Origin of the sequence: Hymenobacter terrenus (assembly GCF_000972495.1) — a bacterium.
GTDB classification, from domain to species: Bacteria; Bacteroidota; Bacteroidia; order Cytophagales; family Hymenobacteraceae; genus Hymenobacter; species Hymenobacter terrenus.
The window spans coordinates 40470-64520 of sequence record NZ_LATM01000007.1; the positions used below are offsets into that span (position 1 = coordinate 40470).

The window sequence follows — 24051 nt, forward strand, 5'->3', positions numbered from 1 at the left end:
GCTGCTCCCACAGTACTAGCTACGGCCCGCCACACGGCCGGCTTGCTTACAACCGCCACGCGCCCCGGTCCCACCCTTACCTACGCCGGCCGCACGGCGCGCTACCACCCCGGCCACCGGTGCTACGAACTAGAACTGCCAAGCCACGAGCTGCGGCTTTACCCCGACAGCACCGGCGCACTCACGGAAGCCGACATTGTGCCGGTGCCCCCTAAGTATCGCCCCGACAAAGCTGGCGTCATTCACATCGACTCCTCGCGCCCACGCGACACACTCACCGTCAGCTTACGCGAGCTGCAAGGCGCGTTCGGACCCTGGCAAGGCGACTTTCCTCTACCACCTGCGAAAGAAGGACCGTTTCCACCGCCCCACTCTACGGAGTTTAGCTACCAAGACCCCAACACGGGTAAGGAAATCCGACTTACGGCATGGCTACGCAACGCGCCTTCCGCGGCGCGCAATAGAGTGCTGAGCCTTACCATCACACGCAACTAAGCATGATGCGGCTATGCTTCAGCGTGACTGCAATAGCGATGCTGCTTGCCAGCTGTGAGCCAGCCCCGCGTCGAGCCACTACCGCCCCCACAGTGCTAGTCACGGCCCGCCACGTGGCCGGCTTGCTTACGGCTGCCACGCCCACGCGCCCCGGCCCCACCCTTGCCTTTGCCGGCCACACGGCCAGCCTCGACGCCGAGTGCCACTGCTACACGCTCAAGCTGCCGGGCCACGAATTGTCCCTCTATGCGGATGCTACTGGCGCGCTGACGGAGGCGGACATACAACCCGCTACCGCCCCCCGTGAGCTAAGCCAGTCGGGCACCAGCCACATCGACCCAGCCCGGCCGCGCGATACCCTGGCCGTGCGATTCGCCGAGTTGGTACGGGTCTTCGGCCGGTGGCAGGGCGAACGGCACCTGCTGCGCAGCGAGGCCCCGTCGCCCTACCGAACTGAATTCACGTATCGCAACCCGGCCACGAGCAGGGCCACCGAAATAAGTGCATCCTTGAAAAACCCTCCTGCCAATCAGCGCAATTCGGTATACATGCTGCAATTTTCCATAACGCCTTAAATGCGCTTGCCCGACGACCGGGTTTGAGTTTTCGCTTTGGGAGCTTTAGCAGTAGCTTGCTGCGACACCCCTTCGCGCGGCTCTTCTTTGTACGCTACTTCCTCCCCATGCCCCTCTTCGCCACTCTCGACCGCCTCAAAGCCGACCTCGATGCCCTCCGACCCCTGGCGCCGGAACAGGAGCAGCGGGTGCTGCAAAAGTTTCGGCTCGACTGGAACTACCACTCCAACGCTATTGAGGGCAACTCCCTCACGCTGGGTGAAACCCGCTCGCTGCTTCTGCATGGCCTCACCGCCGAGGGCAAGCCCCTGCGCGACCACCTCGACATCAAAGGCCACAACGAGGCCATCCTCGGCCTCGAAGAAGTGGTGCACGACACCCGGCCTCTCACCGAGCAGTTCATCCGCGAGATGCACCAAGTGCTGCTCGGCGAGGAGCACTACAAATCGGCCCACACCGCCAGCGGCCAGCCCACCCGCCAGCGCATCGTGCCCGGCCAGTACAAAACCAGCACCAACAACGTGCGCACCGCCACCGGCGAAACCTTCTTCTTCGCTAGCCCCGAAGAAACCCCGGCCAAGATGCACGACCTCCTGGCGTGGTACCGCCAAGAGGAAGCCACACCCACCCTGCACCCCGTCGCCCTGGCCGCCGAGTTTCACCACCGCTTCGTCAGCATCCACCCCTTCGACGACGGCAACGGCCGCATGTCGCGCCTGCTGATGAACCTCATCCTCATGCGGCACGGCTACCCCATCACCGTCATCAAAGCCGATGAGCTCACCCGCAACCGCTACCTAGCCACCCTCTCCGCCGCCGATGTCAACGACCCCGAGCCCTTCCTCCGCTTCATCATCGAAAACGTGGAAGCGTCCCTGCGGCTCATGATTCGCGCTGCAAAAGGCGAAGCCATTAATGAACCTGACGACTTAGATAAGAAACTGGCGCTGCTTAAAGTTGAGTTACAAGGTGAAACAGGCGCTCCAGACACAGTTTGGGACTTACATAGTCAGAATATTTTCTACCAACGCTTTTTAGCTCCTTGGTTAGATAAGTTGAATGAAGAAGCCGGCAAATTTGACTTTGCATTTGTTCGCAAACAATTCTTCCTTTTAACTTCATCAAACCGCTCTGTAATGAATGAAGGGGTAGATAATGCTACTGTTCTACAGCGAACGGCAGAAGAACTTTTCACTTCCAAAACACTTCTTACAAGTGCCGACATAGTTGTTCGCTGGGAAGCATTCCGTCAAAAAGGAAACGTTTTTGACATAAATCTGACAATCCGAATAAGATTTCGGGGCGCTGAATTCTCTATAAGTGCCGAAGTGGACCAAGAGCATAAAAACAGGCTTGGTGCTTCTCCAGCCGCAATACTCTTAGGGGATAAGATACTTTTAGATTCTCCCTATCGGAGTAATTATCCTCCTGAATTGACGCACGACACGGTGAAGGTGGCAGCGAATATGGTTTATGATGCTATTTCTGCTAAAAAAGCTGCATTTGATAAACAAGGTTAATGAACCCTAGGCCCGCCCCACCCGGCGGGCCTTCTTTTTTGTCCGAATCCCTTCCTCGCCAGTCCGAAGCCCGTTCCCACCCCTCCGAAGCTCGTTCCCACCCCTCCGAAGCTTCTTCCCGCCCCTCCGAAGCGCGTTACCGGCGTTCCGAAGCTCGTTCTCACCCTTCCGAAGCCTCTTTCCGGCATTCCGAAGCGCGTTGCCGGCATTCCGAAGCCCGTTTGCACCGCCGGCAACGGGCTTCGGAATGCCGGCAACGCGCTTCGGAATCACTATCTTGTAGGCTCACTATCATCATTCATTTTCAAGACCATGAAAAGAGCTACCGCGGTGCTCCGGCACTACTCCCAACCCGATGCGACCATGCGCCAGGACATGCGCACGATGTACGAACATTACATCGCGCGCCAAGCCGCGTTCCAAGCCTTTGACCCGGAGTTTGATGCCACCTTCGGGCCGGATTGGCTGGTGGCGCTGAACACGGCCGACACCACCCCCGACCACAGCGTGCGCGTGGGCGACCTGAAGGAGGACACCGATGACGTGGAGGATGTAATGGAACAGGCCCGCCGCGCCGTGCAAACGGTGTTTTATTACGTGGGCCGCGCTTTCCCCAACAATGCCGGCCGGCTGGCCACCTACGGCCGCAGCACCTACGCTGCCGCCCGCAACAACCACAACAAAATGCGCACCCTCCTGCAAACCGCCTTCACCTCGGCCACCCGCGACCAGGCGGCCCTGGCAGCCAAGGGCTACAGCGCCGAGCAGCTCGCTGCCCTAGGCAGTCTCGTGGCCGAGCTGACCGCCACCAACACCACCCAGGAGGTAACCAAGGGCACCAACACCGAGCAGAGCGACCACTACATCACCGTGCAAAACCTGGCCTACGGCTTCGGGCAGGAGGTGAGCGCGGCGGCTAAGCTGCTCTTTGCCGCTGACGCGGCGACGCTGGCCCTGTTTCGCCTGGGTGGGGCCACCAGCAGCGGCCTCGAACACCACGAGTTGACAGTGGCCCCGCGGGCTGTAGCCACCGTGGCATTCACCACCCCGCTGCTCGACACGGCCCGGCTTCGCCTGCGGCTAGCCGTGCCCCAGCCCGGCCAAACCGCCCGCGTAGGCCGGGTGGTCGACGACCAGAAACTGCCGTACTCCGTGACGCTGACCACCGAAATCAGCGAGCTTGATGTGCTGGCTCCGGTTCTGGGGCCAATCGGCCAGGTGCTGATGGTGGAGAACACCAGCCTTGAGCCCGTGCGTGTGGAAATGACCGTGCTAAACTAGGACACACCCGGCAACTCGTAGAGCAGCTTTCAGCGCACTAAAAGGCAAGGCGGCCCAGATAAATATCCGGGCCGCCTTTCTTGTGTATTCGCTACCAGCCTGCCGCCCTAGCGGGTACAATTGCGGCCCGGCGCTATACCCACTTCGAAACGACTCTAGCGCACCTGAATGGCGGCGCGGCCAACTTTCCCATTACCCAAGATGGCGCGCAGCTGGTAGAGGCCGGGGGCAAGGCCAGCGAGGGCAAGGGCGTAGGGGCCCGCGGCGGTAGGCAGGGTGTGCTCGCGCACGATGCGGCCCAGGGCATCGGCGAGCACCAGGTGGCCGCCACCGGCGGGCAGCACCAGCGAAGTGCTGCCGGTAGCGGGGTTGGGATAGGCTTCCAGGACCACAAGTGGGGCCTTCGAGCGGGTGCTGGAGAGCAGGCCACCCGGCGTGAGCTTGGCGACGAAGGTATCGAAGGCGCCGCTGCTCACGGGCAAGGTTCCGAACTGGATGTCCCCGACGGTGAGACCAGTAACATAGACGCTGCCGCTGGCATCGACGGCCAAGCCGGCCCCGCGGGAGCCATCGGCGCTGGTAACGCTCACTACCTGGTCGGCCCAGACGGCGGTTCCTCCGGAATTGTAGCGGGCCACATAGGCGGCCTGGGGGCCCTGCGTGGTGAGCGTGGTGCTGCCAAACACGGCAGAGCCCTGGATGCCGCCCGTGACGTAGTAGCCCCCACGGCCATCGTAAACCACGTCGCTGGCGGTGTATAAGTCGTCGATTGTGGGGGTTATCAGCTGACGCCAGGCCTTGGTGCCGAGGGCATCGTAGCCGGCCACGTAAATGCTACTTGACTCGCTGGAACCCCTGTAAAAGTCGTCGTAGTAGCCGCCCACTACGGCGTTGCCGGCGGGGTCTACGGCCACGCACTGGCCCGAATCGTCGGCGGCGTCGCCATCGCGCTGGGCCCAGACAGGGTTGCCGGCCGCATCGAGCTTGCACAGGTATAAATCGAGACCACCGGCGCTGGTAAAGGTGGTGGGGCCAAAACTAATGGTGCCCGTGAAGCCCCCCGTGAGATAGATATTGCCGACGGCATCGAGCGTCAGGTCGCTGGCAACGCCACCCGTGCTGACCTGCTTGGCCAGCAGCACGGTGCCAGCGGGCGAGAACCGGTACAGGAACATGCCCCCGCCGATAAGGCCCGCGGCGCCGAAGGACACGCCAGCGCTAAAGTTGCCGGTAATGACCACGTTGCCGCTGGCATCAACCGCTATTCCGGTGGCGTAGGCGTCGCTACCCCCACTGCCTTGCCGCATCCACTGCTGTGTGCCCATCCCGTCAAATTTTATCAGGAACGCGTCTTTGGTCGTGGCTGAGGGCGTGGTGAGCGTGGTGGCGCCCAGCTTGAGAGCCGAAGTAAAGTACCCGGTCAGGTAGGCATTGCCGACGGCATCCACGGCCACGTTGCTGAACAGGTTGTCATCAGCGGGGGAGTCGAATTGAGTGGCCCAGAGCACCGTGCCCGCGGCGCTGTACTTGGCCAGAAACAAGTGTCCCGAGCCAGGTCCAGCCGTGAGCGTAACACTGCCCAGCGTGAGCGTGCCTTCAAATGGTCCCGTGACGTATTGACTGCCATCGGCGGCCACGGCAATGTTGCGGCCATTGCTGCTGCCGCCACCCCCCGTAGAGCTAGTGCGTTGCACGCTCGTCCAGGTAGGTTGGGCATGGGTGGCTGCCGCGCATAACCCCAGTGCCATCAGCAAGCCCAGGCGTGGCAGCAGAGACAAGAAAGAAGTATATGTTTTCATAACTGTTGGAAAAAAAGAAAGATTTGGTTGATTGAAAAAACGATTAAAAAGCGTGAAAGGTAGGTTGCTAAGCGCCTAACTACGGCGGAAAGCAACCTACCGGTTCTCCCTCTTCTGGGCCCCGCTGCTCCCAACCAGAACCACACGACAGCGCGAAAACGCGGCTTTGCCACCTTACTCGGGGTACTTGCTTGGCCCACCTCATACCGACCTCATCAAGTAGCATTCACTTCTATATTCTATGACTGAAGATGTTCGGCTAGCCCACTCACGGCCTCCAAATGCTTCGCTCCCTCCGGCCCTTTTCTGTGCACCGCCCATTATCATTTCCATTTGGTACCGGAGTAGTGTTCTCCTTTTAATTTCATTTATTTGAATAAAATGTTATTATGAATGCACACCCGAGATGCCTTTAACCGAGAAATGGTAGCGGTTAATGCGCTTGCACCTCGGGCGTAGCCGAGGATGCCCGGCATTGGTGAGCGCAGCCCCGACCAGCGCACGCTCATCCTGCGGTGAGCTGGCCTCGTTGACAGGGGCTTATTCCTCCCGGAATACGAAGGGCACGGACAGGATGCGCGACACCCGTACGGGCTTGCCCGCCATGAGGCCGGGGTTCCACCAGGGCATGAGACGGATAATGCGCAGGGCTTCTTCGTCGAAGCCATTGCCGCAGCCGCGCATCACTTCCGCATCGGTAATTCGGCCCTGCTCATCGACCACGAAGCTTACAAATACAGTGCACGACAAGCGCTTAGCCAGCGCGCTTTCGGGGAAATGGGCATTCTGGCCGATGAACTTCCGATAAGCCTCGTCGCCACCGGGAAAGGTGGGCGACACCTCCGAATACTTCAGCACGGTTGGCTGGACGGCGGCCCCCGATTCGGTGCCGGGCGCGGAAGCAACAGCTTTTGCTTCCTCGGCCAGTTCGGCCGCGGTTCTGATGGGTGCCGGGCGGGTCACGGAGTACATTTTCACGGTCAGGGGGTTGTTCGTCTGCACGGTCATCGTCTGGTCGCGGTAGCCCTGGCACTTAAACACCAGCACCGCCTTGTCGTTGGGGAGCGTCAGCAGGAAGGTGCCGGAAGCATTCGTGCTCGTAGCCTGAGTCGTGCCCTGCACCGCCACAAATACGCCAGGCAACGGCTCCCCAAGGTCGGAAACGACCTTGCCCGCCACGGGCATGAAAGCCACGCTGCTAACTGGGCTTTGCTCCCGCACTGAGGCCGTGACAGCGTGCGGATTATCAGCCGCAAGCACTTGGCTTAGAAATAATAGTGTAGAGGAAAGCAACATAGGCGGGTGGGATTGGAATGGTTGGAGAGGAATTCTTTAGAAATGGGCAACAATCGATTTCAGCGTCTGAAGGTGCTACAGTACCGGGACTTTAGGTTTCGGTGAAAGCCTAAGTGTCAACTATTCTGTAGTGTGTAACACGCTTCAGCAGTGTGCAAAATCAGCCTGCCGCTTATTAGCATAATACAATACATAGCAAAATTTAATCAATTATACTACACAGTGAATAAGCTTAACTATAAGCAGTTTGCCAGTATTCTAGAACAAATAAAGTAAATTTTTAGCTGGCAACATATAACTGCCTTCTATAAATAGGCTCATTTTTTATTTATTCTCTAAATCCGATAGAAATGTACTATTAGCAGTACAATAAATGCCTTAATAGACCCTCTGCTAATCCAAATTATTGGGCGTTAGTAGCGCCCTGGCGAATGCCTTGTAAGCTGGTTTTACCACCTTTAGCAAGGAAGAAAGATTGTTACGGAAGGACTTCCATAAAAGTCTAAATCTTACTCAAAAAGCACCCGGCCAGGCACCGGGAAGCAGCCCCACCATCCGTGCAACTCAATCGGGAGGATTAGTTGTTTGTCGCGGTGGGCTGCTTCCCGATGCCTGGCCGGGCGTACTGTATTTAAACCAGTATTTTATGCTTCGGCCGGAGCGCCGCCGAGCAAGGCCCAGGCTTCTTCATTGCCTTGCTGACCGGCGAGGTGCAGGGCCGTGAAGCCGCGCACGTCGAGAATGGCTTTGTCGGCACCGGCCTCGACCAGAAGCTTCACCAGATTGTTGCGGCCGAAGAGAGTGGCAAACATGAGTGCAGTGCCCCCGTTGCCGTTTTGCAGGTTCAGGTTGGCGCCGTGCTCGATGAGCAGGCGGGCAATTTCGGGGTAGCCTTTGAAGCTGACGCCCATCAGGGCCGAATTGCCGGTGATGTCCTGCAAGTTGGGGTCGGCCCCGGCTTCGAGCAGAAATTTGGTGGCGTCGAAGTGGTTGTCGTAGGATGCCAGAGTGAGAGCCGTGAAGCCTTTGTCGTTGGTGGTGTTGATGTCCAGGCCAGTGGCAAGCAACTCCTGAATGGTGGCTACATCGCCGCGGCGGGCGGCATCAAACAACACATCTTCGGGGTGGGCAGAAGTAAAATTCATGAGAAATCAGTAATCAGTATGTGGGTAATGAGTAGTTGTGTTAGTCCGTATTCGGTATGGCGCTGCTAATAGTTGGGGCATATTTGACCTTCGCCTGCCCCCGCCCTGGCTACTGGCTGCATCAAAACCACAGCAGCACCACTAAGGTCAACAGGGCTAATAACCCGCCGACGGCGGCGGTGTTTACGACTGTTTCGGGGGTGCGACCGGGTGCTACTCCCACGGCAGACACGGCACCCAGTAGCAGCGGCAACACAACAAAGGTGCCGTATATAGTACCGCCGTAGGGCTGAAACGGGGCCGCGCCATCGGGCGAGTCGGGTGCACTCACGCGACGCACTACCCCTAAAAGCGGCGTTTGCCACACCGTGATGGGCTGGCCTTCGCGCACGCGGTGGCTGATGGAGCTGGGCAGCCGAAACAAAGTGTGCTCGGTGCGCACCCGGTAGGCCAGCTGCGGGTCGGACAGCGAGACGGAAACAGAGATGGGAAAGCGGCTGCGCACGGTTTCGTGGGCGTATTCGCGCAAGGGCAGCGCCCAGTCGAGGCCCAGCAGCAGGCAACAGAGCAGCAATGCCGCATTGAGGCGGCGGGCCACGCGGGCATGGCGCAGCAGGCGCTCGTAGGCCGGGGGGGCGGCAGCGTAGCCGCGACGGGCTCCTGGGCCAGCAGCACATTGTAGGCAATGCGCCGCCGGGGGTGAGCCAGGATACCGTAGCCGGCTTCTACTTCGGCCAGGCGAGGCTTCATGGCAGGGTCGAGGGCAGCCAGACGCCGGAGGCGGGTGCGCTGGCGCACGTAGGCTAACTCAATTTCCTGGGCCGTAGCCATGGGGTCGACCCCTAAGACGCGGTAATAGTTCTGCATATCAAAAACGCGGCAATAGCCTAATATACAGCCGCGCCCTCGTTTCAGAACGCGACCAACCCGCCCCTTGTTGTGTGCCAACGTTGGCGCATTTTTCAGGGTAAGTAGTGGCGACTAGGCGGCAGGGCCGTAATTAGCGGCACCGTGCCCCTATCTGATGCAACTTCCCGTTTAGCGGCTACCGCCGATCCTGCTCCGGCCCGTCTGGAGGCTGCCCCGGCCTGGAGCCGGCTGGAGGTGGCACCAGTGCGCGGCCGGTCACGGCTCATCAGCTGCGAAAACGTGCAGCCGCTCAAAGTTTTCAACCCCTCCTCGCCTACCGCCGCCTGCCACGTGGTGCTGTCGAGCTACGGCGGCGGCATGGTGGCCGGCGATGCCATTCGGCTGCGCATCACGGGGCAAGCCGGCGCGCGCCTGATGGTGAGCACGCAGGCCAGCACCCGGATTTTCCGCTCGATTGACGGAGCCACGGCCAAGCAGCACACGCTGGGCGAGCTGGGAGCCGGGGCATTGGCCGTGGTTTTCCCCGACCCGGTGGTGCTGCAAGCCGAAAGCCGCTACCACCAAACCCAGGAGTGGCACCTGCAGCCCGATGCGCTGCTGCTGCTGGTCGACTGGTTTCACTCGGGCCGCATGGACCAGGGCGAGCAGTTTGCCTTTACCGCCCTGCATTCGGAGCTGCGGGTGCGAGTGGCGGGGCGGCTGGTGCTGCTGGATAGGTTTGCGTTCAGCCCCGACGAGCACATTGCCACTTCGCCCGGCAACTTCGCCGACTATCAAACTTTCTTTTCCGCGTATCTGGTGGGCAGCCCCTCCGATGCGCGCTTCCGCCACTTGGCGGCACTGCTGGCCCAGCAGAAGATGCCCGGCAGCACCGGGCCGCATTTCAACATCAGCGGCCAGCCGGTGCTGCTTTCCGTGGCTAAGGCGAGGGAGAATGTGTACGTGCTGCGCGCCGCCGCCCGTAGTCGGATGGCATTGCAGCCGCTGTGCGATGCGCTGCTGGCGGGGCTGGCGGCGGAGGAACTGCTGGGGTATAATCCGCTGAAGCGGAAGTATTGATGTAGCCCGGGCTTCTGGTTTGTATGCAGAGTCATTCTACATATACGCGGACTAAAAGTCCGCGCTACTTTCCTAGTGGCCTACGCGGCCTTCCTCGTCGCTGGTGCCGACGGCGCGGCGGGCCTGGGTTTTACCGCTGCCGAGCTTGCAGGTGAAGGTCAGCGTCAGGCGGCGGCTTTCGTATTGGTTATTCCAGGTCATGTTCACGTTGTTGTAGACGACGGAGCTGCGGAAACGGTCGGTGTAAAACAGGTCGCGCATTTTCAGGCTGAGAGTGGCTTTATCGGCCCACAGTTGCTTTTTCAAGCCCAGGTTGAAGGACCCGCTCGCTTTCATGTTGAACAAGCCGTACACGGAGGGTGAATTATAATTGCCATCGACTTGCAGCTTGAAGTGGCGGGGCAGTGTGAACGTATGCTCGGAGCTGGCCGACCAGGCGAAGCGAGTGAGGCGCACCGGACGGTTTTCTATCCGCGATTGCACTTCGTTGTAAGAGCCAATGAGCTGATTGTCGGTGCCCCACCACTTGGTGATGTCAGTGTGGCCACCCGAAGTCAGGCTAAACGTAACGGCCCGGTCCAGGTTCTGGGGAATACTGGTCGTGACTTTGGTTTGGTCGTCCTGATACACCACCTGATTCATGGCGTTGGTTTCGAGCAGATAGCTCAGGCTCAACACTTGAAAATCACGGTGCAGGTAGTTCAGCACGAACGAGCGGGAGAGCGACGGGGCCAGGAAGGGGTTGCCTTGCAGGGCGGTGTAAGCGTCGGTGTAGAAGAGAAACGGGTTCAGGCTGTGGTACGCGGGCCGGGTGATGCGGCGGCTCACCGACACCCCCAACTGGTCCTGCTCGCTGAATTTATAGCTGGCAAACAGGCTGGGGAATAGCTGAAAGTAGTCGCGGGGCACGCGCTGGCTGGTGGTGGCCGATTCGCCCAGAGAGTGGGTTTGCTCGCCCCGCAAGCCGCCTTTCAACTCCAGATGGCCCAGGGTAATGCTCAGGCTGAAGTAAGCGGCGCTGATGGTTTCGTCGTACTGAAACTGGTTGGTGCGCAGCGGGTCGAGTTGCCACTCCGCAGCCCGCAGCTGGTCGAACTGAATGGCACTGCGGGTGGTCACCCAACTTATTTTGGCACCCGCCTCGGCCCGCCAGGCGGTGCCGGCAAAGGGATGCACATAGTCAGCCTTCAGGGCCCGAATGGTTACCTCCGACGACTGGGCGCTGCGCAGCTGCCCGGCGTCCTGCGCCTGTTCGCTGTCTGGCCCGAAAGCCACGTTGCTAAACCGCTGGTTCTTATCGGTGGTGTAGCGCACGTAGTCGGCATCGGTGGTCAGCTCGCGGCCGGCGCTGTCGAGGGCCCAACAATAATTTAGGTTCAGACCGAAATTGGCATCATGGCCAACTTGGGGGTTGTCGAGGCGCAGCCGGCCAGCGGCATCGGTGGCGTTTGACTCGCTGGTGGTCTGGGCCGTGGTTTTCCCGGTGCTGCCGCGTAGCTGGACGCCGAGGGTATGGCGGGCAGTCAGGGCGAAGTCGGCCCCCACGGTGTAATTGAGGTCCTGGCTAAGCGGGCGCCAGTAGTTCACCTGCTCAAAAGTGGTATCGCGGATGTGGCGCACCAGTACCAGACGGTTGAAGGAGTTGTAGCGGCCGGCATCGAGGCGGGTGAACAGCCGCACCTTGCCCACGTTGTAGGTCAGGTTGGTGCCGGCCGAGCCTTTTTCGTAGCGGCCGTAGCCCGCGCTGACGGTTGCCGTGCCGTTCAGGCCGGGCAGCTGGTTGCGTCGTAGCCGGATGTTGAGCACGCCCGCCGTGCCGGCCGCATCCATTGAGGCGGGTGGGTTGGGAATCAGCTCAATCTGGCTGATGGCTGAAGCGGGCAAGGACTTGAGGTAGCTGGTCAGCGCCTCGCCCGACATGTAGGTTAGCTTGCCGTCGATGAGCACGTTGATGCCCGCGCTGCCCCGGTAGATGAGGTGGTCGTCTTTGTCGAGCTGCACGCCCGGCGCCTTTTTCAGCACTTCCAGGGCATTGTCGCCGGCCGTGCTCAGGCGGTCCACGTTCAGCACGGTGCGGTCGGCGTGCTGCTCCAGCACAGGCGGGCGGCCCTGCACGGTTACCTCTTTCAGAGCCGTGGCAACGGTGGTGAGGCGCAGGGGCGGCACCATTACCGGGTGGTCGCCGGGCGCTACGGCAAAAGCAGCGCTGCGAGCTGAGGCGTAGCTCAGCAGCAGGGCTTTCACGCAGTAGCGGCCCGGCGGCACACTAGCGAAGGCATAAGCACCCTGCTCAGTCGTGGTCTGGGAATTGGCAATGGCAGAATCCGGCAATTGCAGCAGCACGGCAGTAGCGAAGGCCAGGAGCTGGCCGGCCTGGTCGAGCACGGTGCCGGAGACCGTGGTTTGGGCCTGCGTACGTTGCGCCAATCCTGACAGGATAAATAGCACAAGCAGAAAAAGGCAGCGACGGCAATAAGCAAGTGGGCGCATCAGAAAAGGGTGGTGACTGAATGATGAGCCAAAGGTGAGTCCCCGCTATACCGGCCTAAAAAAAGATTATCCCAACTCCCTCAAACCCGATGTCACCCCATAAGGCACGCGTTTTTCCAATTCACATTCTAAACCGGGACTTTGGGATAAAAAACTGCCGGCGGCTAATACCTCAGCATAGTTTTGGGCTCTTCATTTCCGGCGCTGAATGGCGCTACTCTCCGCTTTCCCAGACATCTCCAGGACGAATAAGCACCAATTACCGAATAGATACTGGGGTGTCAAAAACCTCTTTGGCATTCATCTTCAACTGTCACTTCAATGACCCCGTTAGTTCGCTCTTTTTCACCCTTTGTGTGTGCGCTTATTCTCTCACTTCTCAACCAAGCCTGTCAGAATACCGCGGCAACTGACGGCTACACGATAAGCGGACAACTAAGCCATGCACCGGCTGGCACGCCCGTTTATTTAGCCCAACTAAATGGCGGCAAGGTTGTCGAAAAAAATACGGGCAGAACAGATACGCAGGGAAGCTTTGCGTTGCAGGGCAAGGCTACGACGCCCGGACTTTATCAAATCAGCCTCAGTGATGATAACCGGGTACTTGTAGTGCTTAATAACAATACCCGCCTGCAACTGCACGGCGACGCTCAAAATCTGATAAGCAGCTACTCCGTGCAAGGCAGTCCTGAATCTGAATTGGTGCATCAAATGACCGGAATAATGCTCGATACCAGTAGCCGTATGGAGCAAAAAGTAGCGTCCATTAAACACCTTATCCGGCGCAATGCCACGTCGGCCGCCGCCGGCTTTATAGCCTGTAATCAAATTTTCTTTGATCCCGAGCAAGACGCGCAATTCACCGATTCTATTGCGTTGATACAACAAAAAGCCCATCCTGAGCTACCTTTCTATCGGCGGCTGCGGGCAAAAAGGGCGCTATTGAAACCCACTGCCATAGGTACCACCGCCCCTGATATTGAGGAGGCGCTCCCAAACGGCAAACGGGTGGCTTTACACGAATTGCGCGGCAAATACGTGCTGGTGGATTTCTGGGCCAGCTGGTGCGGACCTTGTCGACAACAGTCGCCCAATCTGGTTAAAACTTATGAGAGATTTAAAGACCAAGGCCCCGGGTTCACCGTGTATAGTGTATCGCTGGACCATAACCGTGACCGTTGGATAAAAGCCGTAGCAGCGGACAAGCTCCGCTGGCCTACCCACGTATCGGACCTGAAGGGGTTTGATAGCGCACCAGCGGCCACTTACGGCGTGAGAGAAATCCCCCAGTCTTTTCTACTCGACCCGCAGGGGCAGATTATTGCCAAAAACCTCTCTCCCGAAGCCTTAACGGTGAAGTTGGCTGAGGTGTTGAAGTGATTTCATCAAGGCTGATTTCTGAAAAGCAATAGGCAATTATATTGAGCCCTTCGATGGCATTCTACCCCTTATTCTTCCCGTCGTTATCATGACCAAAAACACCCGCCACCTGCACCTGCTGGGCTGGCTGGCCTACGCGAGCTATGAGCTGCTGGGCCACTTCGTGCAGCAGAAGCTGCCGCTCAGGGTGCACCTGTGGCTCTCGCTCTCGTTTCTGGTTGTTCAGGCCACCGAATTCTACCTCTGCTACCTGGTGGTATTTCCGCGCTTCCTGCGGACGAGCCAGCCCCTGAAGCTGGTGGCGGCGCTGGCGGGCGTCATGGCGCTATTCATCGGGCTGCGCTACAGCCTGGAGGAAGTGCTGTACCCGGCCGTGCTGGGGGTTCACAATTATTTCGATACTCCCTTTACCAGTTACATTTTCGACAACATTTATTACGGCAGCCCCGCTATTGTGATTAGTGCTGCCCTGTGGGCCGGGCAAGCCGCCTTGCGCACCGAGCGGGAAAACCAGCAACTGCGCGACGAAAAACGGGCGGCCGAAGTAGCGTTTCTGAAGTCCCAAATCAACCCGCACTTCCTCTATAATACCCTCAACATGCTCTACAGCATGGCCTACCCGGTGGCCAAACCGCTGGCCGCCGCCATCCTCAAGCTAGCCGAGCTGATGCGCTACATGCTGCACGACAGCGGCAATGGCCAGGTCGACCTCGTTCAGGAAATCGACTACCTGAACAATTACCTGGCCCTCTACCGGCTGCGTTTCCCCGACCAGCTGTTCGTCGATTTCACCGTGACGGGCGAGCCCACCGGCCACCGCCTGGCGCCGCTGGTACTCATTCCGTTCGTGGAAAATGCCATGAAGCATGGTGTCCTCGACGACCCGGCTGAGCCCGTACGCATCCGCCTCGCCCTCGAGCCGAATGAGCTGCTGTTCGAAGTCGAAAACCGGCGGAGCGACTACCAGAAGGACGCCACCACCGGCATTGGCCTGCACAACCTGCGCCGCCGGCTGGAACTGCTGTACCCCGAGCGCCACCGCTTGTGCATCGCCGCGGCCGGCCAGCAGTTCACTACCTCGCTCCGGCTGGCGCAGTAGCGGTTTTCGATTTCGGCCCGCACGCCACACGGCCGGCCGCGCTGCGTGCCGCCTGGCGTTCTTTATTACTTCCCTTTTCCACTGCCCATGATTCGCTGCCTTGCCGTCGACGACGAAGCTCCTGCCCTGGCCATTCTCGCCGATTACATCGGTCAGGTACCTTTCCTGGCGCTGGTGGGTGCCACCACCAACCCCGTCGAAGCCCTGACGTGGGTGCAGCAGGGCCGCGCCGATTTGGTGTTTCTCGACATCCAGATGCCCAAGCTCACCGGCCTGCAATTCCTGAAGCTCAATGGCAATAAGTGCAAGGTGATTCTCACCACCGCCTACCCCGAATACGCGCTCGAAGGCTACGAAAATGACGTGGTAGACTACCTGCTCAAGCCAATTTCGTTTGAGCGGTTCCTGAAAGCGGCCCAGAAAGCCCTGGCCCTGCTGCCCGGCACGCCGCCGGAGCCAGTGGCCCCGCCAGCCGCGGCAATGGCTCCAGTGGTCACTTCGCCTCCCGGCCACATGTTCGTGAAAGGCGAGACGAAAAACAAGTACCTGCGCATCAGCTACCCCGATATTCTGTACATCGAAGGTCTGAGCAACTATGTTTCCATTCAGCTGCCCACCCAACGGGTAGTCACCTACCAAACACTGAAAGAGCTGGCCGAAACGCTGCCCCAGCCGCCTTTCCTGCGAGTGCACAAGTCCTTCATCGTATCGCTGGATAAGATTCGGATGGTCGACGGCAACACGATTTATATCGGCGAGAAACTCATTCCCGTCAGCGAAACCTACCGCGAGCAGCTATACCGTCTGATTAGGGAAGCGTAAATACGCTACCGCCTGTCTTCGCGCACGGCGGCCAGGGCGCGGGCTTTGGCGGCTTTGATGTGGGCAATAATGTCGTCCAGCCCGTGGCCGTCGATGGCACGGGCGAAGAGAAAGGGGCCTTCGCCGCGCATCTTGCGGGAGTCGCGTTCCATCACGCCGAGGTCGGCTTTTATCAGGTCTTTGAGGTCGATTTTGTTGATGATGAGCAGGTCAGATTGCGTGATGCCGGGGCCGCCCTTGCGCGGAATTTTGTCGCCGCCCGATACGTCGATGACGTAGATGGAATAGTCGACCAGCTCGCGGCTGAAATGGGCGGCCAGGTTGTCGCCGCCGCTTTCCACAAACAGGTAATCGAGCCCGTAGTTGAAGCGGGCCATGAGTCCTTCCAGCGCGTCCATGTTCAATGAAATGTCCTCGCGGATGGCCGCGTGCGGGCAGCCCCCGGTTTCCACGCCCACAATCCGGTCCTCATTCAGGGCGCTGTGGCGGATTAGGAATTCGGCGTCTTCGCGGGTGAAAATGTCGTTGGTCACCACACCCAGCTCGAACTCGTGGCGCAGCCGCTCGCACAGCGCTTTGAGCAGCGCCGTTTTGCCCGTGCCCACCGGCCCGCCAATGCCCACGGTAAAGGCCCGCTTGCGGAAGTTGCGGTAAGAAGGCAGCCGCCGGGTTTCGCGCTCATTGAAGTCGCCGGGCGATTCATATGCCTCGTGGGTGTGGCCGTGGAGCAGCAGCGCGAGTTTTTCGACAAAAGCCATTGGGGAAGTTTTGAGTTTTGAAGGTTGAATTTTAAAGGCGGTCCGCCGTAATCAAAGTGCTAAAGGCCATCCAAGCATAAAAGAACGTCATGCTGAGCGGAGCCGAAGCATCTCGCCTGTGGTAGTAACTCAATTGATTGGTTTACTCCCCCGAGCGAGATGCTTCGGCTCTGCTCAGCATGACGTTCTTTTCAACAGGACCAGCTCCTTTACCCTACATAACGGGCCTTAATTCTGAAAGAGCTTGGAGTACATATCCTCGTGCAGTACCTGCACGGCATCGAGCAGGAACGCGGAGCGGGTGGCCTCGCCGTATTCCTTGCCGGCCTGGGCGGCCAGGATGTGGTCGAACACGGCGTAGAAATCGTGCTGTAACTGGTGGCCCTCCAGCGGCCCCAAAAACCCAAGGCGGATGGCGGCGCTGAGTTGGTCGCGGAGCAGCATGTGCAGGTACATGGCCTGCAAGTTGGGGAGCGCAAAGCCTGCTCGCTGCAAACCCAGCGCAAAAACCAGCGTGAAGTGCGGCGGAATAGTCGCGGCCACAAACCATTGACCAAGGACCTCCAGCTGCGCGGCGGGGTAGAAAGAAGCCAGCAGCTTGAGCCAGTTGCGCCCCTGCACGGCGCTGGCCTTGTGCAAAGCGGGCACCAGCAGTTGCGCATCGTACTCCTCGGCCAAGGTTCGGAACGCCTCGCTCAGCTCCGCCTGCCCGAGTCGGAAGCAGGAGTTGATGAAGGGCAGTTCGACGTTACCGGCTTGTTGCAGGTAGGAATACAGGTAATTCCGCAGGGCAAAGGGCGTGTTTACCAGGCCAAAGGTGATGCTGCTTTCCAACCCGTAGGAATAAGCGAAGGAGCCCGTAGGGATGGCCGAATCGACTAGGTGCAGGAGACGGGCAAATTGCATAGGGCCGGATGAGTTGGTGGCAGCATTGGTGGCCCAGCCCCTGGCGCGGCAGGTGGCCCCCACGAAAACAGGGTTACTGAGCTTCCAGACCTTCTTTCGCTTCTTGGAAGGTGATGATAAAACGGGCGCCCGAAGCGCTGTTCTGCGCCTGGAAGGTGCCCTTGAGCTGGCGGGTAAGGTTATTAACGAGGCGCAGCCCAAGCGAAGACGTGTTTTCCAGCTTGAAATTTCTTGGCAGCCCCACCCCGTTGTCGCTGATGGTGGCCGTGAAGGTGCCGGAGGAATCCGGCGCCGATATATGCAAGTCAACCTGCCCATTACGCCCATCCGGGAACGCATGGTTGTAAGCGTTCGACAACAATTCATTTAGTATCAACCCCAATGGCACCGCCGTGCTGGCGTTCAGATATACCCCGGTAGCCTGGGTATTGATGAGGACAGCCGTCGGAGGCTCGGCATCCTGAGCATACGGCATGCTGAACACCCCGACCGGCCGGGTCCGCATTCGCATGGGACGGCCAAAGGCATTGGACAAATAGGCCGTGAGCTGCTGCAAAAACTGGTGGAAGTCGATGCGGGCCAGGTCCGCTGACTGGTAAAGCAGCTCGTGAATCAGGGCAATGGTCTGGATGCGGTTCTGACCTTCTTGCAGCATCTCGGTGAGGGCCGGCAGGTTGGGATGCTCGTAGGCCTGCAGAGCAAATAGACTGGCAATGATTTGGAGGTTGTTTTTCACCCGGTGATGCACCTCTTTCAGCAGCATTTCCTTCTCGCTCAGCGACTGGTATAAGCGCTGCTGCGTGCGGAGCAAGGCATCGTTTTTGGCGGCTATCTCGCCGTCCCGGATTTGCAGCTGGCGGTTGGCGGTGCGTTGGGCCTGGTAGCGCCGGTACCAGGAAATGCCCAGCAGCGAAGCCAGCAGCAAAGCGCCGCTCATGGCCCCCCCAAACCAGTATTGCAGCCGTGCTTTCGACCGCATAAGGGCCGTATCTTTTCGCAGCAGCGCAATTTGGGCTTCCTTCTCGCGGAAGTCGTACCGGGTTTGCAGGGAGAGCAGCTGCTGTTCCTTCTGGGCGCTAAACAGGCTATCGGACGACTCTTCGAAGCGTACCCGGTAGGCATAGGCCGCCGCAAAATCCCCGTTAGCCGCGCTAATCTTGGCCAGGGTACACCAGGCATCGACAAAGTCAGCGCTGGATTTCGTCTCGCGGGCCAACTCCAGCGTTTGCGCTGCGGCCCGCTGAGCCTCCTGCGGCCGCCCCAGGGCATGGTACGTCTCGGCCATGCTGGAGAGCAGCTTTATCAGGTAGCTGTGCTGATGGATTCGGCGGAAGGTTTTTTCCGCCTGCTGAAAGTTGCGCAAGGCCAAGGTGTGGTGGCCCTGCTTCGCCTGGAGCCGCCCCAGAATGGCGTAGGTTCGGGCCTTGTCCAAGGCGCTGATACGACTCCCGTGCGCCTGCCCCAGCCGCAGGCTTTTTTCCAGAAATCGCTGCGCGGTCGAATACTGTTTCATCAGGGTATAAACCTCCCCCAAAGAAGAATAATCGGTAATGGTATTGGTCGTGTCGCGTTGCTCCTCATGCATGCTAACGGCCCGGTTCAGGTAGCGCAAAGCCAGCGGATAGTCCTTCAGCTGTTGGTACAACCAGCCAATGTTTGCCGAAACATAGGCCTCTTCGGTGGCCCGGCGGGCCCCATTTGCCATTTTTATGCTTCGCAGGTACGCCTGCAGCGCGGCCGGGTAGTCGCCCTGCCCCCGGAAGATGTTGGCCATGTTGTTGTAGAGCCCGATCAGTTTCACTGTATCGTGCATTTGCTGGCGCAGGGGCAGCTCGTACTGCGCCGCAGTCCACGCTTTGGTGAACTCGCTCCGGTTGATGTAGTAGATGCTCATCGTTCGGTAGCACTGCGCTATTTCCCGGATGTTCCTATGCGCCTGCGCACGTTTCAGGGCCTGCTGATAGTGCGTCATGGCCACCGGATAATGCCCCTGAAATTGGTACACGATGCCCAGCGCCAACAGCGCCCGCGCTTCGAGGGTGTCAGCGTGCTGGCGGGCCAGGGCCACCGCCCGCTCCGCATAGCCATAGGCCCGCGTCGAATCGCTGTTGCGGAAATATTCACTAAGCTTGATAAGCGTGAGTACCTGCTGTGGCTTGGAGTGGGTGGTGCGCACCACGGTCAGTAAGCTGTCGGTGAAGGCAGCCGGCTGGGCCCGACACGGAGCTGATTCAACAACAGCAATCAAGTAACAAAAAAGTACTACTAGTAGACGGGAGAAATTCATATCGGAGGTAGATTACTCAGGAAAGAAGGTATGCAGATGCCCACCTCCAATCAAGAGTTGTGACACAAATCAGCAAATACACACAATGCACCAATACCCTTTTGGTTAAAGGCTTATCTCGAAGGTCGCTATTGCCGCGCATAATTTTATGGAATAAGGCCCGACCAAACCCATCCTCTAAACCAACCAACAAGCCAAATGCTTGACCCGAACCATCGAAATGCCAAAGTACAGTGCTGCCACTACTCAACCATGGTCGAACCGAACGCCTAACGCCACAACTTTTTGCCCGCCGACAAGCACGTCCAGCGCGTCAGCACCTTACAGAGTTGCCCACCAACATAATTTTATTTGCCTGCCAGGCCAAAAATTCCCCACCATCCTGGCAGTCCTGTGCGCGGCCTGCTCCTGGCCCGGCCGCATTAAGTGGGCACACCCGACGGCGCTAGCCAACCTCACGTGCTTCCTATGGGACGCGGGCTCTACACCGGGCACGCCCGCGTGAAGCCCCCAGGAGAGAGGAGCTAACAGGCAACCAAACCCGTGAGCATAGCCGACCCCAACAAGGTGCGGGCGGTGGGCGAACTGTATGGAGCGACGACTTGGCGCGGCGGCCTAAAAATCCGCGTTTCCCCCTGAAACACCATACTCAACCTCCTAAATACAATGATTAGCTCTTTCTGAGGCTTCGGGGACACTTTCTGAGGCTTTGGAGCCAGGCGCGGATGCTTAGGTCGGGGCCCATGGTGCTTAGGACAGGACCGGTGGAGCTTGGGTAGCGAGCTGCGAGGCTTCGGGGATGCTGGCTGGGGTTTGGGAGACGATTTTTGAGGGGTAGTAACCACGTTGGAAGCCTGGAGCAAGCCCCGTAACCGGGTCGGCCTATCTTTACCGCGCTCGCGTTCGGTATGTCCCCCAGCCAACGGCTACTCTGTAAAAAGAGAAGCCCCGGCTGTTGGCGCAACCAGAGCTTCGAGAAGTGTGGGGGGTTTCGCACAACCCTTCTACTTCTAACCAGATGACAAAAGACAGTACGAATAAACTATTTAGCGAGTGCGTAACGCCACTTGGTGTTGGGGTAAAGAAGTTGCGGACTGCTCTTGGCGTGAACCTCACCCCCTGACCCCCTCTCCAAAAAAGAGGGGGCAGGGGGTGAGGTTCACGCGGAGGGCGGCTAAAACAAATTATACAGCTGCGCCAGCGGCAGTACCTCGGCCGGCTCGCACGTGAGATGTACACCGTCCACCATCACGCGATACGTCTCTGGGTCCACGGAAATGTTCGGCAGGTAGTCGTTCAAAGCCATGTCCTTTTTGCCAATATTCCGGCAGTTCTTTACGGCTACTACCTGCTTGGTGAGGCCATAATCAGCCTGCACTCTTTCAACAGAAGCGCCCGATACGAATACCATTGAGCTCTTGCCGATGGCACCGCCCAGCGCGCCGAACATGGGGCGCGAGAACGAGGGCTGCGGCGTGGGAATGGAGGCATTGGCGTCGCCCATCTGGGATTGGGCGATGATGCCGCCTTTGAGAATCATCTCGGGGCGGGCGCCGAAAAAGGCGGGTTTCCAGAGCACTAAATCGGCCAGCTTGCCGATTTCGACGGAGCCGACTTCGTGCGAAATGCCGTGGGCGCGGGCCGGGTTGATGGTGTACTTGGCCACGTAGCGGCGCACGCGGAAGTTGTCGGCCTGGCCGGTAGCGTCTTCGGGCAGGGGGCCGCGCTGCTGCTTCATTTTGTGGGCCGTTTGCCAGGTGCGGGTGATGACCTCGCCCACCCGGCCCATGGCCTGCGAATCGGAGCTGATGATGCTGAGGGCGCCCAGGTCGTGCAGGATGTCTTCGGCGGCGATGGTTTCGCCCCGGATGCGGCTTTCGGCGAAGGCCACGTCTTCGGGGATGTTGCGGTCGAGGTGGTGGCAGACCATGAGCATGTCGAGGTGCTCGTCGATGGTATTCACCGTGAAGGGCCGCGTGGGGTTGGTGCTGGAGGGGATGACGTTCGGCTCGCCGCAGATTTTGATGATGTCGGGCGCGTGGCCGCCGCCCGCGCCTTCGGTGTGGTAGGAATGGATGGTGCGGCCCTTGAACGCCGCCGTGCTGGTTTCCACGAAGCCGCTCTCGTTCAGCGTATCGGTGTGGATGCAGACCTGCACGTCGTATTCCTCGGCAATGCTGAGGCACATGTCGATGGCCGCCGGGGTGGTGCCCCAGTCCTCGTGCAGCTTGAAGCCCAGGGCCCCGGCCTCGGCCTGCTCGCGCAGGCCCTCGGGCTTGGAGGAGTTACCCTTGCCTAGAAAGCCGAAGTTGAGCGGGTAGGCCTCGGTGGCTTTCAGCATGGTTTCGAGGTAGAAGGCGCCGGGCGTGCAGGTGGTGGCGTTGGTGCCGGCCGCCGGCCCGGTGCCGCCCCCAATCATGGTGGTGACGCCCGAAGCCAGCGCCTCGGGAATCTGCTGGGGGCTGATGAAATGGATGTGGCAGTCGATGCCGCCGGCGGTGAGCAGCTGGCCTTCGCCGGCAATGACTTCGGTGGTGACGCCCACCACCATGCCGGGCGTGACGCCGGGCATGAGGTGCGGGTTGCCGGCCTTGCCGATGCCCACGATGCGCCCGCCCTTGATGCCGATGTCGGCCTTGAAAATGCCGGTGTAATCGACCACCAGCGCGTTGGTGATGACCAAATCCAGCGCGTCGGCCGGGCCGATGCCGGCGGCCTGGCCCATGCCGTCGCGCAGCACCTTGCCGCCGCCGAACTTGCATTCCTCGCCGTACACGCAGTAGTCGCGTTCCACTTCAATCAGCAGGCCGGTATCGCCGAGGCGCACCCGGTCGCCGGTGGTGGGGCCGTAGATGTCGGCATACGCGCGGCGGGAGATGGGGAGGGACATAAGCTAGTGCCTATTTTAAATTTAGCTTAAATCATTCTAAACGTTTCTCATAAATTCTTCCAATGATTTTGATTCCATTTCAAAATCTTGGTAGCTTTCAAAGAGAGTTCCATGACCTTTCTCGTCTATGGAAGAATTAATTAAAACAACCTTTCCATCCTGCATTTTCAAGGTACGCCACGGTGACTCTTGGTGGAAAGGCGTTTCTAATTTTTGATAAGCTCTGCTACTTAAATAGCTCTCCGTTTCAGTACGATTCATTCTCACATAGCCGTAATGAATATTGTCCCAGAAGAAATACCATACATAATTTCTGAATAGCTCAACGTCTTCCCGTTTAGAAAAGAACTTTGCTGTTTGAACACCTCCGCCAATGATTTCTACAAATTCTTTTTGCAATTCATAAACGGCAGGCTTTTTCTTGAATAAGGCTTTCTTACCCGCATAGAGACTTTCAATAACTGTGGTTAAGCGGGTTAAGCGGAATTGAATTTCCCTTTCAGCTTGAGGTATGAAGAAGCTCACTAAACTGCCTTCATCAGCAATATCATCTTTGTGTATCATTGAGATAATTACGGTTTAATTCTTCAGTTTCTCCAGCGCCTGCTGCTTCTTTCCGGCATCATCCAGCTGCCCATCAATCAGCCCATTGCCGCCGTACACGATGCGCTCGCCGGCCAGGGCCACCAGGCGCACGCGCTTGCGCTCGCCGGGCTCGAAGCGTACCGCCGTGCCCGCCGGGATGTTAAGGCGGAAACCGTAGGCTGCCGCGCGGTCGAAGTGCAGCGCCGCGTTGGTTTCGAAGAAGGGATAGTGCGAGCCGACCTGCACGGGCCGGTCGCCCATGTTCACAACGTCCACGTCCACCGTGGCGCGGCTTTCGTTGAGGATGATGTCGGCCGGGTGCAGCTGGTATTCGCCGGGCTGGGGGTGGCTGGCGTTGGCGGGCGCGGCACCGGGGGCCGGGGCTTTGCTAAGGCCGGAGCCGTAGAGGGCCAGGGCGGCATCGCCGGTTTCGCGGCAGATGGGGTGGTGCACGGTCACGAGCTTGGTGCCGTCGGGGAAGGTGCCTTCGATTTGGACTTCGTGGAGCATGTCGGCCACGCCGGGCAGCACGTCGGCCAGGCCCAGCAGCTGCTTGCCCTTGTCCATGAGCACGGCCACCCGCTCGCCGTCGCGGATGAACTCCAGCAGCTGCGTGGCGATGAGGGCCAGGGCTTCAGGGTAGTTCAGGAGCAGGCCGCGGGCGTAGCGCTTCTGGGCCACGAAACCGGCTTGGTGGAGGACAAGCTTGTCGAGGTCTTTGGGGGAGAGATGCATTGGGTTCGTCGGGCGATTGTAGAGACGCGACCCTTCGCGTCTCCTCGTTGCTGATGTTG

General features: G+C 59.2%; 19 protein-coding genes. 8 read left to right on the forward strand and 11 right to left on the reverse strand.

Going from position 1 to position 24051, the window contains the following annotated elements:
- The first annotated feature begins 42 nt into the window (after positions 1–42).
- The 4 genes from WX88_RS11395 to WX88_RS11410 all read left to right on the forward strand — a co-directional run bounded on the left by WX88_RS11395 (position 43) and on the right by WX88_RS11410 (position 3871).
- The gene (locus WX88_RS11395; protein WP_046244512.1) at positions 43–495 is read left to right on the forward strand and encodes a hypothetical protein; all 453 of its coding nucleotides are present in this window, start codon (positions 43–45) and stop codon (positions 493–495) included.
- Positions 496–533: 38 nt separating this feature from the next.
- The gene (locus WX88_RS11400; protein WP_046244513.1) at positions 534–1070 is read left to right on the forward strand and encodes a hypothetical protein; all 537 of its coding nucleotides are present in this window, start codon (positions 534–536) and stop codon (positions 1068–1070) included.
- A gap of 107 nt (positions 1071–1177) precedes the next feature.
- Complete coding sequence (locus tag WX88_RS27545; RefSeq protein WP_052732597.1) at positions 1178–2590, forward strand: Fic family protein; 1413 nt, start codon at positions 1178–1180, stop codon at positions 2588–2590.
- 312 nt (positions 2591–2902) lie between these two features.
- Positions 2903–3871, forward strand: coding sequence for a hypothetical protein (locus WX88_RS11410; RefSeq protein WP_046244514.1), 969 nt, complete (start codon positions 2903–2905; stop codon positions 3869–3871).
- A 155-nt stretch (positions 3872–4026) separates the two neighbouring features.
- On the opposite strand, the gene WX88_RS11415 is transcribed toward WX88_RS11410, so the two are convergent.
- From WX88_RS11415 to WX88_RS11430, 4 genes are all read right to left on the reverse strand, one after another.
- Positions 4027–5670, reverse strand: coding sequence for a hypothetical protein (locus WX88_RS11415; protein WP_046244515.1), 1644 nt, complete (start codon positions 5668–5670; stop codon positions 4027–4029).
- Positions 5671–6210: 540 nt separating this feature from the next.
- The gene (locus WX88_RS27550) at positions 6211–6966 is read right to left on the reverse strand and encodes a TonB family protein (protein WP_082115985.1); all 756 of its coding nucleotides are present in this window, start codon (positions 6964–6966) and stop codon (positions 6211–6213) included.
- 644 nt (positions 6967–7610) lie between these two features.
- Entirely contained in the window at positions 7611–8111 is a 501-nt protein-coding gene (locus tag WX88_RS11425) for an ankyrin repeat domain-containing protein (RefSeq protein WP_046244516.1), read from the reverse strand.
- Positions 8112–8232: 121 nt separating this feature from the next.
- The gene (locus tag WX88_RS11430) at positions 8233–8709 is read right to left on the reverse strand and encodes a hypothetical protein (protein ID WP_046244517.1); all 477 of its coding nucleotides are present in this window, start codon (positions 8707–8709) and stop codon (positions 8233–8235) included.
- A 413-nt stretch (positions 8710–9122) separates the two neighbouring features.
- Here WX88_RS11430 and WX88_RS11435 point away from each other — a divergent pair, with 413 nt between their 5' ends.
- Positions 9123–10040 carry an urease accessory protein UreD gene (locus tag WX88_RS11435; RefSeq protein WP_046244518.1) on the forward strand — a complete coding sequence of 306 codons (918 nt, stop codon included), beginning with the start codon at positions 9123–9125 and terminating at the stop codon, positions 10038–10040.
- A gap of 72 nt (positions 10041–10112) precedes the next feature.
- Here the strand turns inward: WX88_RS11435 and WX88_RS11440 are convergent, their stop codons facing one another.
- Positions 10113–12488, reverse strand: a complete 2376-nt coding sequence (locus WX88_RS11440; RefSeq protein ID WP_197076757.1) for a TonB-dependent receptor — start codon at positions 12486–12488, stop codon at positions 10113–10115.
- A 363-nt stretch (positions 12489–12851) separates the two neighbouring features.
- Here WX88_RS11440 and WX88_RS28745 point away from each other — a divergent pair, with 363 nt between their 5' ends.
- From WX88_RS28745 to WX88_RS11460, 3 genes are all read left to right on the forward strand, one after another.
- Entirely contained in the window at positions 12852–13910 is a 1059-nt protein-coding gene (locus WX88_RS28745) for a TlpA disulfide reductase family protein (protein ID WP_072052998.1), read from the forward strand.
- An 88-nt stretch (positions 13911–13998) separates the two neighbouring features.
- The gene (locus WX88_RS11455; RefSeq protein WP_052732600.1) at positions 13999–15009 is read left to right on the forward strand and encodes a sensor histidine kinase; all 1011 of its coding nucleotides are present in this window, start codon (positions 13999–14001) and stop codon (positions 15007–15009) included.
- Positions 15010–15096: 87 nt separating this feature from the next.
- Positions 15097–15831 (forward strand): LytR/AlgR family response regulator transcription factor, encoded by a 735-nt coding sequence (locus WX88_RS11460; protein WP_046244521.1) that lies wholly within the window; start codon positions 15097–15099, stop codon positions 15829–15831.
- Positions 15832–15836: 5 nt separating this feature from the next.
- On the opposite strand, the gene ureG is transcribed toward WX88_RS11460, so the two are convergent.
- From ureG to WX88_RS11490, 6 genes are all read right to left on the reverse strand, one after another.
- Positions 15837–16589 carry an urease accessory protein UreG gene (gene ureG, locus WX88_RS11465; protein WP_046244522.1) on the reverse strand — a complete coding sequence of 251 codons (753 nt, stop codon included), beginning with the start codon at positions 16587–16589 and terminating at the stop codon, positions 15837–15839.
- Between the two features lie 228 nt (positions 16590–16817).
- On the reverse strand, positions 16818–17495 hold the full coding sequence (locus WX88_RS29995; RefSeq protein WP_156176073.1) for an urease accessory protein UreF: 678 nt from the start codon (positions 17493–17495) through the stop codon (positions 16818–16820).
- A 73-nt stretch (positions 17496–17568) separates the two neighbouring features.
- Positions 17569–19743, reverse strand: a complete 2175-nt coding sequence (locus WX88_RS27555; protein ID WP_052732601.1) for a tetratricopeptide repeat protein — start codon at positions 19741–19743, stop codon at positions 17569–17571.
- 1213 nt (positions 19744–20956) lie between these two features.
- Complete coding sequence (gene ureC / locus WX88_RS11480; RefSeq protein WP_046244524.1) at positions 20957–22672, reverse strand: urease subunit alpha; 1716 nt, start codon at positions 22670–22672, stop codon at positions 20957–20959.
- Positions 22673–22708: 36 nt separating this feature from the next.
- Entirely contained in the window at positions 22709–23236 is a 528-nt protein-coding gene (locus tag WX88_RS11485; protein WP_046244525.1) for a hypothetical protein, read from the reverse strand.
- Between the two features lie 15 nt (positions 23237–23251).
- Positions 23252–23992 carry an urease subunit beta gene (locus WX88_RS11490; RefSeq protein ID WP_046244526.1) on the reverse strand — a complete coding sequence of 247 codons (741 nt, stop codon included), beginning with the start codon at positions 23990–23992 and terminating at the stop codon, positions 23252–23254.
- Positions 23993–24051: the final 59 nt, after the last annotated feature.